Here is a 12908-nt window from a genome sequence, read left to right as displayed (position 1 = left end):
TTCGGGCATCTTCGTATAACGAAGTCGGGGCTGGCTGTGTCCGGCACAGGATCGTCGACCATACTGCCCGCTGTGGAGCAGCGCATAGGTTCGAGCAGCCAGCCCCTGAAGGCCGAGCCCGTGAAGGGCGCCGGATTCGACCCGGCGTACATCCCCGGCCTCACCGCCCCCGCGCCCGCGGAACCGGAGGACGCCCGGCCGCGGAAGGCCGAAGAGCCGTCCGAGGTGGAGGACGCGGTCCCGGAGGACACGGAGACCACCGAGGAGCCCGGACCGGAGGGACTCGGAACGGAGGGGGAGGAGGAACACCCCACGGACGGCCCCGTCTTCGAGGCCTCCGACCGCCGGGCCCGTGTCGTCGCCGATCACAAAGGCATGGGCCTGTCCCTGGACGACCAGGAGTGCGAGTTCCGCTGGGACGAGATCGGCGCCGTCGAGACGGCGGTCTCCCGCTTCGGCAAGCGGTTCACCGTCACCGTCCACACCCCCGACCGCCGCTGGTACCCCATCGAGATCGACGCCCCGGCCAGGGCGAGCGTCCCCGAATGGGAGAAGCAACTGGACGCGGTCCTGGACGCGTACTTCGAGGACGGCGAGACCGAAGAGGAAACTCCGGCCACGGAGGAGTGAGCGGACGCCGGAACGGGTGCCGCGCGGTGGCGCGGCACCCGTTTCTCAGCTCGGGGTCCGTGCTACGGGAGTGCGTGCACGTGCGGACCCACCGTGTTCGACCAGGTGTTGCCGGCCGTCGCGTCCCAGTTGGTGGACCAGGTCATCGCGCCGCGCAGGTCCGGGTAGGCCTTGGAGGGCTTGAAGGAGCCGCAGTTGGTGAGCTTCGTCAGGCAGTCCAGGGCGTTGTTCACGACCGTGGGTGAGACGTAGCCGCTGCCCGCGCCACGCGTGGAGGCGGGGACGCCCAGGCCGACCTGGGAGGGGGCGAGGCCTCCCTCCAACTGGATGCAGGCCAGGGCGGTGAGGAAGTCGACCGAGCCCTGGCTGTAGACCTTGCCGTCGCAGCCCAGCATCGAACCGCTGTTGTAGTACTGGGTGTTGACGACCGTGAGGATGTCCTTGACGTTCAGCGCGGTCCGGAAGTAGCCGGCCGACGTGGACTGCATGTCGATCGTCTGCGGAGCCATCGTGATGATCAGCGACGGGCCCGCCTTGGCCGACAGGGCGCGCAGGGCCTGCGTCATGTAGGTGGCGTTCAGGCCGTTCTCCAGGTCGATGTCGACGCCGTCGAAGCCGTACGTCTGCATCAGGGAGTGCACGGAGTTGGCGAAGTTCGTCGCGGAGGCGGAGTCGTTCACCGAGACGGTGCCCTTCTCGCCGCCCACCGAGATGATGACCTTCTTACCGGCGGCCTGCTTGGCCCTGATGTCCGCCTTGAACCGGTCGACGGTGTAGCCGTTCAGACCGGCCGAGTCGAGGTTGAAGGTCACCGCGCCCGGCGTGCCCGTGGCATCGGCGAAGGAGACCGCGATGATGTCGTACTGGGACGGGACGTCCGAGATCTTCTGGACGGCCGCGCCGTTGTTGAAGTTCTGCCAGTAGCCGGTCACGGCGTGCTTCGGCAGGCCCGTACCGCCGCCCCCGCCGCCGCCCGTCGTCGTGCCGGTCACGGTCGCCGACCTCGCCGACTCGCCCGCCGCGTTCGTCGCCGTCACCTGGAAGGAGTACGAGGTGGAGGCCGCGAGCCCGGTCACGGTCGCCGTCGTGCCGGTCACCGCCGTGACCTTCGTGCCGCTGCGGTAGACGTTGTAGCCGGTCGCGCCCGAGACCGTGTTCCAGGCCAGGGAGACGGACGACGACGTCGTGCCCGTCACCTTCAGGCCGCCCGGTGCCGCCGGGACCGTCGGGGCCGGGTCACCGCCGCCGCCCCCGTCGGGGCCGAAGACCGAGACGTCGTCGGCGTAGTACGCCGCCTGCCCGTACCAGCCGTGCAGGTACACCGTCACCGAGGTCGTCGAGGAGCCGGTGGTGAAGGTGGTCGACAGCTGCTTCCAGCCCGCCGAGTCCGGCGTCCACGTCGACACGTCCGTCGTGCCCGTGCCGGCCGCGCCCAGGTAGGTGTAGCCGCCCTGCACCCAGGCGCTCAGCGTGTACGTCGAGTTGGGTTTGACCGTCACCGTCTGGGTGCACTTGGCGTTGTCCTGCCCGGCCGGTGTGGCCTTCAGCGCGGCGGAGCCGCCGTGCACGGGGGAGGAGACGGTCGTACCGCTGCCGGCCGAGCACGTCCAGTTGTTCAGGCCCGACTCGAAGCCGGCGTTCCTGGCGTTGTTGACGTCCGCCGCCACGGCCTGGCCGGCACCGGCGAAGGGGAGGGCGAGGGCGAGGGCGGCGGTGACGGCTCCCGACCACAGGCGCAGCCGTCGTCTTCTGGGTCTGGGCATGCCGGATACGCGGTCCACTGGGGCCTCCGGTGGGGGAGAGGGGAGGAAGGCAGGACAGACGGTGGCCACCGCTTGGTCGTACAAGGTGGTCCAGACCATTTCCGTTGTCAAGAGGTCCAGACCAAATCGGGCCCGTCGGCTTCGAGGCGCCAACCTCCCTGCCGCGCACGCCGGTTACGGGCGCCCTTCCTCCCGCCACCGGTCCAGCAGCAGCCCCAGCGCGCACCCCGCCAGCAGTACCCCCGTCGACATCCACAGGGCCAGTGACGACAGGCCCGTACGCTCCCACCGCAGCGACACCGTCAGCAGTTGCGCCGCCACCGGCACCGCGCACGCCGCCACCGCGTGCCGCGCCGGCACCTCCCGCCACGGCGCCGGGTGGACCCGCGCCGCCGCCCAGGTCGCCAGCACGACGCACACCAGGTTCGGCAGGTGGACCAGGGCCAGCGCCGCGCCGAACGAGCCGACGCCCCGCGGGCCGACCAGGTTCCCGTACACCACCGTCATCTGGACGTACTCGGTGACGACGAGCACCACCACGCCCACCGCCCAGGCCCGGACCAGCGGCATCACCGCGCCCCCGCCCCCACGCACACCCCCGCCCCCACGCACACCCCCGCCCGCACCATCACTGGACCTGCACCGAGTCGATGATCTTCTTCAGGTCCGTGGACGGCAGCGCGCCCCGCGCCGCGTCGATCCGCACCGCGAACGCCTGGCCGTTGGAGTCCAGGCCCGCCAGGATCACGCCCTTGACCGGCGTGCCCTTGGGCGGGTTGCCGTCCTCGCCGGTCGAGGTGAAGGTGAAGTCGATGCGCTTGGCGTGGTCGGTGTCGGCCAGCTTCACGTCCTTCTCGCCCTGCACCTTCGCGCCCATCCGGATGCCGGCCTCCGCGGCGATGGCGGCCTGCTCGACCGAGCGCGCCTGGGTGAAGTCCAGCTGAACGGTGATCATCGACACCGTCCGGCCCGACTCCTCGCGCACGGCCGCCGCCGCGTTGTACTTGCTGCGCTCGGCCGGGCTCTGCTCCACGTACCCTCCCGGGCCCTGGGGGTACGACACGGAGACGCCCCTGGTCTTCAGGGTGCCCCAGCCCTCGGGGACGGAGGCCGTGTGCGTACTGCGCTTTCCGCAGCCCGCGAGGGCCACCACGGCGGCGAGCAGGCCCGCGGTCAGCAGTCGTGTCCTCATGATCAGGCCCTTCTGTCGGCGGAATCGGCGGGATCGGCGGGATCAGTTCGCACAGTAGCTGTAGGGGACGTAGGACCGGCTGTCGCCGTTCGGCGCGCCGAGGAACTGCGCGTTCGTCAGCGTCTCCGCCTTCTTCTCGGTGCCGACCGACAGGCCGAGGCTGAGGCCGAGGTTCAGCTCGAAGCCGAACTCGGCGGCGTCGACCTGGCCGGTGTACGTCATCCTGCTGGACGTGCCCTTGTCGAACATCAGTTGGCCGAAGGGGTCGTGGGCGCCCGGACGCCGCGTCGGCGCGTGGTCGTCGAACATGTACTGGAACGGCGTCCCCAGTTGTTCGTCGGCGCTGTTCAGCCACTGCTCGGCGATGGCCCGGTCGTGGTCGCCGGCGGGGCCCGGATCGAAGTTCAGGGAGTTGGTGACGACCTGGATGCCGGTGCTGCTGTCGGTGCCGTTCGCGCTCACGCCCGCGCCCCGCTTGTCCTTGCCCGACTTGCCGTTGTCGCCGCCGAGTCCGGCACCGTCCCGCTGCCCGCCCTGCTCGACGGTACGGGTCATGTCGATGCCGACCAGCTTGCCGGTGCCCTTGTCGTAGGTGACGGTGATGGTGCCGGTCCGAGTGGTGGAGGCCGAGGCGTTGCCGCTGAGCGGTCCGGCCTCGTAGCTCACGTCGGTGCCGTACTGGATGGACGAGGCGTACGTGTACGACTTGGTGCCGGCGTAGGCGTTGTCGGTCCAGGTGATCCCGGGGGCGTAGCTGAAGTTGCCGCCGAGCGCGGCGCTGAGCTTCTTCTCGTCCCCCGCCGAGATCTGCAGACCGGCCGCCGCGGAGGCCTCCAGGCCCACCGTGCCGTAGGTGATCTTCCGGTTGTCGCCCAGCGCCTTCCTCACCCGGTTCTCCGTGTCCTCCTCGTCCTTGAGCGGGCCGGTGCCGAACAGGTAGAGGATGCTGTCGCCGAGGCTCGCGTCCGCACCGCCCGGCGACTGGCGCCGTATCCGGTACATCTCCAGCTTCTCGATGTCGTCGCGGAACTTCCGCGCCTCCTCGGGGCTCTCGAACACCCAGGTGTCCCCGTTGGTGACCTTGATCCCGGCGCCCAGCTCCACCTTGTCGGTGCCGAGCTTCCCCATCTTCACGCCGGGCTTGAAGTCCTTCTTCGCGCCGACGGAGGCCGCGTCGGTGAAGGTGAGGTGGACCAGTTCGTCCTGGTCGTCGACCTTGCCGTCGTGGTTGACGTCCGTGTGCGCCTTGAGGCGCTGCTCCTGGAAGCCGTACTCCTTGCCGATCTCCCAGAAGGCGATCTTCGCCTTGGAGCCCGCCTTGTCGGTGACCGCCGAGACCTGGCACAGCGACGGCTCGAAGTCCGCGTCGGTCAGCGGCGGGTGGCCCGCCTGCCCGGTCCCGGTCCCGGTGCCGCAGTCGCCGCCGGTGACCTTGCAGATCTCCGCGGAGATCTTCTCGTGGACGGTCCGGCCGATACCGGTGGCGGAGATGCCGAGCACCACGGCGACGGCGACCACGATCATGCCCAGGTATTCGGTGGCACTCGCGCCCGAGTCGTCGTACCGGTACGTCCTGCGACAGGTCCTGCGACAAGTCCTGTTGTACGTCCCGTGACGCATCCGTCTGCCGCCCCCGCCGGCCATACGGCACCCCTCCTCGCACAGTGGCAAGCGCCTTCCAGGGCGGCGAGCGTAGGCGCGGAGCGAGCCGGGAGGCGTGGGCCCGGGGGCCCAAACGCGGGCCCACAGTCAACCGGCCGTACGGGGCCCATGCCTTCGGGTCGCGAAAGTATGCTCAACCTGCCCCGGTTTGACGTGACTTGCGCATGAAGCGTTGCGATCCAGGTGCAGAATCGCTGTTCTCCGGCCCCGGAGGCGTGGATACAGTGCTGAGGTAGTCACGCAGCGAAGTCAACTCGGCTTGCCTGAGGAACGACGGCGGGCCGACAGGGCGTCAAACGGGGAGCAGCGCGTGTCAACTGCCATTGCTGTGACGAGCGCCGACATGGCGCTGCCCGCGCAGGACGAACGGACCGTGCCCGCCGTCGTCCTGCAGGACCTGGACCGGCAGCCGCTCGAACAGGCACTGGACGGGATGCAGACGCTGATCGACCACCACGGGCATGTCGTCGTGGTGTGCTCGCGCGCCGCCCCCCGCGGGGTCGAGCGCCGGCTGCACACGATCCGCTCCCTGCTGGAGAGCGACCGCATCGCCCTGTTCCGGCCCGGCCTGCCCCCGCTCGGACTCGCCGTCCTCGCCCGCCAGTTGCGCCAGCTCGCCTCCTGCGACCTCAGCCCCGGCGTACTCGCCTCGGCCGCCCGGCTGCTCACCCACTACATCCACTCCGGCGCCGTCCTGGGCTCCGTCACCCGCCTCGACCGCGTCCCCGTCGACCTCAAGGCGCACGCCAAGTCCTGGGTTCCCGGAAGTCAGTTCGGCGTGATCGCCCACCCCGAGCCGCAGCTCGTCAGGATCGGCCCCGAAGCCACCCTGGCCGGGCCGGACTTCGGCACCTGGATGCTGCTGGCCAAGGGCCGGCTCCAGTCCGACTGGGCCGGTTCCACCCTCGCCCCGGCCTGGAACGTGCAGGGACTGCGCGAGACCGCCCTGCCGGCCGAGTCCGCCACCTGGTGGGGGACCGGAAAGCTGATCGAGTTCTGCACCTACCTGCCCGACCTGTCGGTGCTCTACCAGCTGGTCACCTCGGTCCGCCAGGGCGTGTGCCACTGGTGCGGCATCGACGTCATCGGAGACCGCTGCGTCTTCTGCTCCGCCACCCCGCCTCCCGCCCGAGAGAGCCCGGCACCCACCGGGTTCGGGTGAGCCCCGAGCCACCGCCCATCGATCCCGCTCGACACCGCCGACCGACATCCCCCATGAGGTTGCAGGGTTCATGAACTCCCGTCAGCGCCGCGGCGTGATACTCCTGATTCTGTCCGTCATCTGCGCCCTCGGCGCGTTCGCGGGCGTGCTCTCCGTCATCAGTGACGTGAAGTCCAAGGTCGGCCCCGAGGTCACGGCCTACCAGCTCAAGACGAACGTGCCGCCGTACACCGCGCTGAACACGGGCCAGTTCGAGAAGGTCAGGATGCCCAAGCGGTGGCTGTCGCCGAACGCCGTCACCGACCTCGCGCAGATCCAGGGCAAGATCGCGGTCACCACCCTGCGCCAGGGCTCCCTGCTGCAGAGCGACATGATCGTGGACCGGCCCGCCCTGCAGCCGGGGCAGCAGGAGGTCGCCATCATGATCGACGCGGCGACCGGTGTGGCCGGCAAGATCACGCCGGGCTCCACGGTCAACGTGTACGCCACCTTCGGCGGACAGCGGCAGGGCGACCCCGCCCAGTCCAAGATCATCGTGACCAACGCCAAGGTCCTGGACGTCGGCCGGATCACCGCGCTGCAGCCGAACGCCGACGACCGCGGCCGGCAGCCCACCGACGCCGTCCCCATCACCTTCGCGCTGTCCGCCATCGACGCCCAGCGCATCACCTACGCCGAGTCGTTCGCCCAGCGGGTCCGGCTCGCGCTGGTCGCTCCCGGCAGCGACACCAGCGTCTCGCCCAAGGACCGGACCTACGAACTCGCGAACGACAAGTGAGAGGCCCGCACGCATGCCCACCAGGATCCTCCCGGCAGTCGGCGACGCGGACGCGGCCCGGTCCATCGTCACCCTGCTCAGCCAGCTCCCCGACGCCGAGCCGGTGCCCCCGGTCGCCGACTCCACCCAGCTCATCGACACCCTGGCGCGCCTGGCCGCCGAGTCCGTCGACGAGCTGCCCGAGATCGTGGTGGTGCACGAGCGGATCGGCCCGGTCCCGGCCCTGGAGCTGATCCGCGAGGTGGCCCTGCGCTTCCCGGCGGTCGGCGTCATCCTCATCACCTCCGACGCGAGCCCCGGCCTGTTCTCCGCCGCCATGGACTCCGGCGCGCGCGGCCTGGTGGCGCTGCCGCTGAGCTACGAGGAACTGGTCAGCCGCGTACAGGCGGTGGCCCAGTGGTCGGTGGGCGTACGACGCCACCTCGGCCACGGCGGTGACGTGTTCACCGGGGCCGGCGGGCGCGTGGTGACGGTGAGCGGCGCCAAGGGCGGGGTGGGCGCCACCCTCGCCGCGATACAGCTCGCCCTCGCCGCCCAGACGTCCGGCCACAGCACCGCCCTGGTCGACATGGACCTCCAGACCGGCGACATCGCCTCCTACCTGGACGTCCAGTTCCGCCGCTCGGTCGTCGACCTCGCCACCATCACCGACATCTCCCCGCGCGTCCTGGCCGACGCCGTCTTCCGCCACGACACCGGACTCGCGCTGCTGCTCGCCCCCGGCGAGGGCGAACGCGGCGAGGAGGTCACCGACCGCGCCGCCCGCCAGATCGTCAGCGCCCTGCGCTCCCGCTACGAGGTCGTCGTCCTGGACTGCGGCGCCCAGATGGGCGGGGCGAGCGCGGCGGCCGTGGAGATGGCCGACACCGCCCTGCTCGTGACGACCCCGGACGTGGTCGCGGTGCGCGCCGCCAAGCGGACCGTACGGATGTGGGACCGGCTGCAGATCCGCAAGGCCGAGGAGACCACGGTCGTGGTCAACCGCCACACGCGCGGTACGGAGATCCAGCCGCCGCTCATCCGGAAGATCACCGGCACGGTGGTGGCGGCCACGGCCGTCCCCGCGGCCTTCAAGGAACTCCAGGGCGCGGTCGACGCCGGCCGCGTCCACGAACTCGACAACCGGAGCACGGTCAAACAGGCCCTGTGGGGCCTCGCGGGCGAACTCGGCATCGTCAAGGCCCCCGAGGGCGCCCACAAGGGCGGCGGCCGGCTGCGGGGTGGCGACCGCGGGTCGGTGAGTTTCCGGCGGCGCAGGGAGACAGGGGGATGAGAGGGGGCATGAAAGGGGGCATGAAAGGGGGATGAGGATGCGGGCAGGCACAGGGGAGAGACGGTTACGGCGGCGGCTGGGCTCCGACAGCGGGCAGGTCGCCGTCGAGTTCCTCGGCATGGCGCCGACGATCATCATCACGCTGGTGCTGCTGTGGCAGTGCGTGCTCCTGGGATACACGTACACGCTCGCGGGGAATGCTGCGGACGAGGCGGTACGGGCGGCGACGGCGGCGAATCGGGGCAGCAGGGCCGCGGCCTGCCAACAGGCGGGGTTGGACAAGCTGTCGGACGCGTGGAGGGGTGGGGCGCGGGTGGACTGCGGGACGAGCAACGGCTACGTGACGGCCGACGTCAAGCTGAGGGTTCCCGTCCTCTTCCCCGGCCTGATCGGCTTCCCGATCCCGGTGACCGGCCACGCCGGCGCCGTCGAGGAGGCGACGGACTGACATGCCGTACGACCGCGGACGACACCGCGACCACGACCATGACCGAGACCGAGACCGCGATCGCGACCGCGGTCAAGTGGCCATCGAATACCTGGGGTTCATCCCGATCCTGATGCTGGTCGCCATGGCCGTCATCCAGATCGGCCTGATCGCGTACACCGCCCAGCAGGCGGGGACGGCGGCCCGCGCCGGGGCGCGCGCGGCCTCCCTGAGGCAGAGCTCCGAGCAGGCCTGCGCGAGCGCGGTCAGCAGCTGGCTGGCGGACGGCACGAGCTGCCCGGCCTCGTACGGCGGCAGGGAGGTCACCGTCACCGCCGGCGTCGACATCCCCTCGATCGTCCCCGGCTGGGACTTCGGCCGGGCCCACAAGACCGCCACCATGCCGCTCGACCACTGACCAAGGACGTACCCATGAGCCTCCGCGCACGCATCAACTCCCCCGAGGAGCACGGCAGCCGGGGCGAGGACGGCCACCTGGTCGCCTCCTACCGGGCGAAGCTGCTGGAGGAGATCGACCTCGCGGAGATGAGCTCGCTGGCCGCCGCCGAGCGCCGGGCGCGCCTGGAGCGGGTGCTCGGCCACATCATCAGCCGCGAGGGCCCGGTCCTGTCCACCGTGGAGCGCTCGCAGCTGATCCGCCGCGTGGTCGACGAGGCCCTGGGCCTGGGCATCCTCGAACCACTCCTGGAGGACGCCTCCATCACGGAGATCATGGTGAACGGCCCCGACGCGATCTTCGTCGAGCGCGGCGGCCGGGTCGAGCAACTGCCGCTGCGCTTCGCCTCCAACGACCAGCTGATGCAGACCATCGAACGGATCGTCTCCACGGTCAACCGCCGCGTGGACGAGTCCAACCCGATGGTCGACGCCCGCCTGCCCTCCGGCGAACGCGTCAACGTGATCATCCCGCCGCTCTCCCTCACCGGTCCCACCCTCACCATCCGCCGCTTCCCGCGCTCCTTCACCCTCCAGGAGCTGATCGGCTTCGGCTCGCTCGACGAGCACATGCTGTTCCTGCTGGCCGGTCTGGTGCAGGCGAAGTTCAACATCATCGTCTCCGGCGCCACCGGCACCGGAAAGACCACCCTGCTCAACGCCCTGTCCGGCCTGATCCCCGGGGGCGAGCGCATCATCACCATCGAGGACTCCGCCGAACTCCAGCTCCAGCAGTCGCACGTGATCCGCCTGGAGTCCCGCCCGCCCAACGTGGAGGGCCGCGGCCAGATCACCATCCGCGATCTCGTCCGCAACTCGCTGCGCATGCGCCCCGACCGCATCGTCGTCGGTGAGGTCCGCGGCGGCGAGTCCCTGGACATGCTCCAGGCGATGTCCACCGGCCACGACGGCTCGCTGGCCACCGTGCACGCCAACAGCGCCGAGGACGCGCTGATGCGCCTGCAGACCCTGGCCTCCATGTCCGAGGTGGAGGTCCCCTTCGCCGCCCTGCACGACCAGATCAACAGCGCCGTCGACGTGCTCGTCCAGCTCACCCGCTTCGCCGACGGCGCCCGCCGCATCACGGAGATCGCCCTGCTCGAAAGCCACGGCAGCGAGCCGTACCGGCTGGCGACCGTGGCCCGCTTCGCCGCGCAGCCCATGGCGGCCGACGGCCGGATCTACGGCGCCTTCGAGTACCACCCGCTGCCGCGCCGCACCGCCGACCGCCTCTACATGGCGAGCCAGCCGATCCCCCAGGCCTTCGGCGTCGCCCAGTCCGCAGACCAGCTGGCCACCCGAGAAGCCGGGTAGACAGGCAGACAGGTAGGAACCGCCCCCATGGATCTGAGCACCCTCGTCACCCTCACCACCGGCGCCACCCTGCTGACCTGCGTCCTTGCCGTCATGGGCCTGCACGCCCACACCACGGGCAGGGCCCAGCGGGCGGCCCTCGTCGACCGCCTCTCGCAGACCGGCGAGATCACGGCCGGCCGCAGACGCCGCTTCCGCACCCTCGACCGCCGTCTGCGCCGTACGCAACCGGGCCGCAGGCTGGAGCTGAAGCTGGCCGCGACCGGCCTGGACGTCACCCCCGGCGAGTTCTTCGCCTACATGCTCGCCACGGTGGCCGCCCTGTGGCTGATCGGCCAGGCCGCCCTGGCCCCCTTCTTCGGCCCGCTCGCCGGACTGCTCGGCGTCTGGGCGGCGGTGCAGTTCCTCAACTGGCAGCGGCAGAAACGCATCGAGAGGTTCATCAACCAACTCCCCGAACTGGCCCGCATCCTGGCCAACGCCACCCAGGCCGGCCTGGCCCTGCGCACCGCGATCGGCATGGCGGCGGAGGAGCTGGAGGCCCCGGCGGGCGAGGAACTGGGCAAGGTGGCCCACCAGTTGGCGCTGGGCGCGTCGATGGACGACGCGCTGGGGGAACTCGCGGACCGCCTGCCCTCACGCGAACTGGTGGTCCTGGTCACCACGCTCGTGTTGTCGAATCGGGCGGGTGGCCAGGTGGTCGGCGCCCTGCGCAACCTCACCGAGACCCTGGAGGAGCGCAAGGAGACCCGCCGCGAGATCCGCACCCAGCTGTCCCAGGTCAACATGACCTCGTACGCCGTCCCCGTGCTGGGCGTCGGCGCGCTGTTCCTGATGAACGGTGTCAAGGCCGGCGCACTGGAGCGTATGACCGGCTCCCCGTTCGGCCAGGCGGCGGTGATCATCGCCTTCGCTCTGTACGCCGTCGGCTTCGTCCTCATCCGCCGCATGTCCCGCATCGACGTCTGAAGGACCGGAGGGAAGGGAGGGGAGAGAGATGGCACTGCTGCTCGCATTGGTGACGGGCCTGAGCGTCTGGGGCGTCTTCGCCGGCATCCGCATGTACCGGGCGGACGCCCGGCTGCCCGGCGACCTGCAGCTGGCCCTGGAGGTGGGCTCGACCCGCACCGGCGCCGTGGACTCGGTGATCGACCGCCTCGGCATGCGCTACGCCCCCGCCGTGCTGCGCCTGATGGGCCCCGGACTGGTGGCCAAGTACCGCCGCAAGATCGACCTGGCGGGCAACCCCGGCGGCCTGACCATCGACCGCTACGCGGCCCGGCGCGCGGTCTACGGCTTCCTGGGCGGCGTGGGCGGACTGGTGTTCCTGCTGCGCGGCCAGTTCTTCGTGGCCCTGCTCCTGTTCGCCTTCGGCGCCTTCTGGACCGAGGTCGGCATCTGGTCGGCGATCCGCATCCGCAAGGACGAGATCGAACGGACGCTGCCGGACTTCCTCGACGTCCTCGCGGTCGTAGTGAGCGCCGGACTGGGCTTCCGCCAGGCCCTGGACCGCGTGGCCGACAAGTACGAGGGCCCCTGGGCGGACGAGCTGCGCATCACGCTCCGCCAGATGGACCTCGGCATGAGCCGCCGCCATGCCTTCGCGGAGTTACGGCGGCGGAACGACTCCGAACAGGTCGCCATGTTCGTGACCGCCCTCCAGCAGGGCGAGGAACTGGGCGCGCCGATCGTCGACACCCTCGTCTCCCTGGCCAAGGACATGCGCCGCACCGACGCGCAGAACGCCCGCCGCAAGGCCGCCCGCGCGGTGCCCAAGGCCACCATGATGATCACCACGTTCATGGTCCCGGCCACGATGATCCTCCTCGCGGCGGGCCTGCTCCTCGGCTCCGGCGTGGACTTCGGCTCCCTCACGGGCACGGGCGAGTAGGGGGGGGCGACGACGGACATGGCGACGATGGAGGAACGCACGGGACCGCTGCGCCGCCGCCCGAGGGCGCCCGAGATCACCACCCCTCCCGCGGGCACGGTCCTCCCGGCCCACGTCCGCACGGGCGCGCCGGACATCCCGGTGACGTCGGTGACGCCGGCGTTGCCGCCGGGGTGGGAACCGGCGAAGCCGCCGCGGGAACGGGAAGCCGCCGACGGTGAACGACCCCCACAGGGGCCGCCTGAGCCTGCACCGGCGCCCGCGCCTGCGTCGGCGTCCACGCCTGTGCCCGCGCCCGCGCCTGCACCGGCGCCCACGCCTGCGTCGGCGTCCACGCCTGCGTCGGCGCCCGCGCCTGCG

Annotated in this window: 13 protein-coding genes; 9 read left to right on the top strand and 4 right to left on the bottom strand. The window is 71.0% G+C overall.

Annotation, left to right across the window (positions count from 1 at the left end; genetic code table 11):
- Nucleotides 1-72: 72 nt before the first annotated feature.
- Nucleotides 73-630 (top strand): hypothetical protein, encoded by a 558-nt coding sequence (locus DEP02_RS20960; RefSeq protein ID WP_112469217.1) that lies wholly within the window; start codon nt 73-75, stop codon nt 628-630.
- A 62-nt stretch (nt 631-692) separates the two neighbouring features.
- Here DEP02_RS20960 and DEP02_RS20955 read toward each other — a convergent pair whose 3' ends face one another.
- The 4 genes from DEP02_RS20955 to DEP02_RS20940 form a co-directional block, all read right to left on the bottom strand.
- Nucleotides 693-2393, bottom strand: a complete 1701-nt coding sequence (locus tag DEP02_RS20955) for a chitinase (protein ID WP_232839215.1) — start codon at nt 2391-2393, stop codon at nt 693-695.
- A gap of 174 nt (nt 2394-2567) precedes the next feature.
- On the bottom strand, nt 2568-2963 hold the full coding sequence (locus DEP02_RS20950; RefSeq protein ID WP_112469215.1) for a hypothetical protein: 396 nt from the start codon (nt 2961-2963) through the stop codon (nt 2568-2570).
- Nucleotides 2964-3021: 58 nt separating this feature from the next.
- Nucleotides 3022-3585 carry a hypothetical protein gene (locus tag DEP02_RS20945; protein WP_112469214.1) on the bottom strand — a complete coding sequence of 188 codons (564 nt, stop codon included), beginning with the start codon at nt 3583-3585 and terminating at the stop codon, nt 3022-3024.
- A gap of 42 nt (nt 3586-3627) precedes the next feature.
- Nucleotides 3628-5109 (bottom strand): hypothetical protein, encoded by a 1482-nt coding sequence (locus tag DEP02_RS20940; RefSeq protein WP_232839214.1) that lies wholly within the window; start codon nt 5107-5109, stop codon nt 3628-3630.
- Nucleotides 5110-5590: 481 nt separating this feature from the next.
- On the opposite strand from DEP02_RS20940, the gene DEP02_RS20935 reads away from it, so the two are divergent.
- The 8 genes from DEP02_RS20935 (at nt 5591) to DEP02_RS20900 (ending at nt 12548) form a co-directional block, all read left to right on the top strand.
- Complete coding sequence (locus DEP02_RS20935) at nt 5591-6409, top strand: hypothetical protein (RefSeq protein WP_112469213.1); 819 nt, start codon at nt 5591-5593, stop codon at nt 6407-6409.
- 70 nt (nt 6410-6479) lie between these two features.
- Entirely contained in the window at nt 6480-7187 is a 708-nt protein-coding gene (gene cpaB, locus DEP02_RS20930) for a Flp pilus assembly protein CpaB (RefSeq protein WP_112469212.1), read from the top strand.
- A gap of 13 nt (nt 7188-7200) precedes the next feature.
- Nucleotides 7201-8460: a CpaE/TadZ family protein gene (locus DEP02_RS20925; protein WP_112469211.1), complete on the top strand. Its 1260-nt coding sequence runs from the start codon at nt 7201-7203 to the stop codon at nt 8458-8460.
- Between the two features lie 37 nt (nt 8461-8497).
- Nucleotides 8498-8908: a TadE/TadG family type IV pilus assembly protein gene (locus DEP02_RS20920; protein WP_112469253.1), complete on the top strand. Its 411-nt coding sequence runs from the start codon at nt 8498-8500 to the stop codon at nt 8906-8908.
- Nucleotide 8909: 1 nt separating this feature from the next.
- Nucleotides 8910-9305 (top strand): TadE/TadG family type IV pilus assembly protein, encoded by a 396-nt coding sequence (locus DEP02_RS20915; protein WP_112469210.1) that lies wholly within the window; start codon nt 8910-8912, stop codon nt 9303-9305.
- 14 nt (nt 9306-9319) lie between these two features.
- Nucleotides 9320-10657, top strand: coding sequence for a TadA family conjugal transfer-associated ATPase (locus DEP02_RS20910; RefSeq protein ID WP_112469209.1), 1338 nt, complete (start codon nt 9320-9322; stop codon nt 10655-10657).
- Between the two features lie 27 nt (nt 10658-10684).
- The gene (locus DEP02_RS20905; protein WP_112469208.1) at nt 10685-11626 is read left to right on the top strand and encodes a type II secretion system F family protein; all 942 of its coding nucleotides are present in this window, start codon (nt 10685-10687) and stop codon (nt 11624-11626) included.
- Nucleotides 11627-11654: 28 nt separating this feature from the next.
- The gene (locus DEP02_RS20900; protein ID WP_112469207.1) at nt 11655-12548 is read left to right on the top strand and encodes a DUF5936 domain-containing protein; all 894 of its coding nucleotides are present in this window, start codon (nt 11655-11657) and stop codon (nt 12546-12548) included.
- The last annotated feature ends 360 nt before the right edge of the window (nt 12549-12908 follow it).

It is taken from the genome of Streptomyces triticisoli (assembly GCF_003270085.1).
Taxonomy (GTDB): domain Bacteria; phylum Actinomycetota; class Actinomycetes; order Streptomycetales; family Streptomycetaceae; genus Streptomyces; species Streptomyces triticisoli.
The sequence above is the reverse complement of the archived record's forward strand: the minus strand, read 5'-3'. Positions and strand labels throughout refer to the sequence as shown.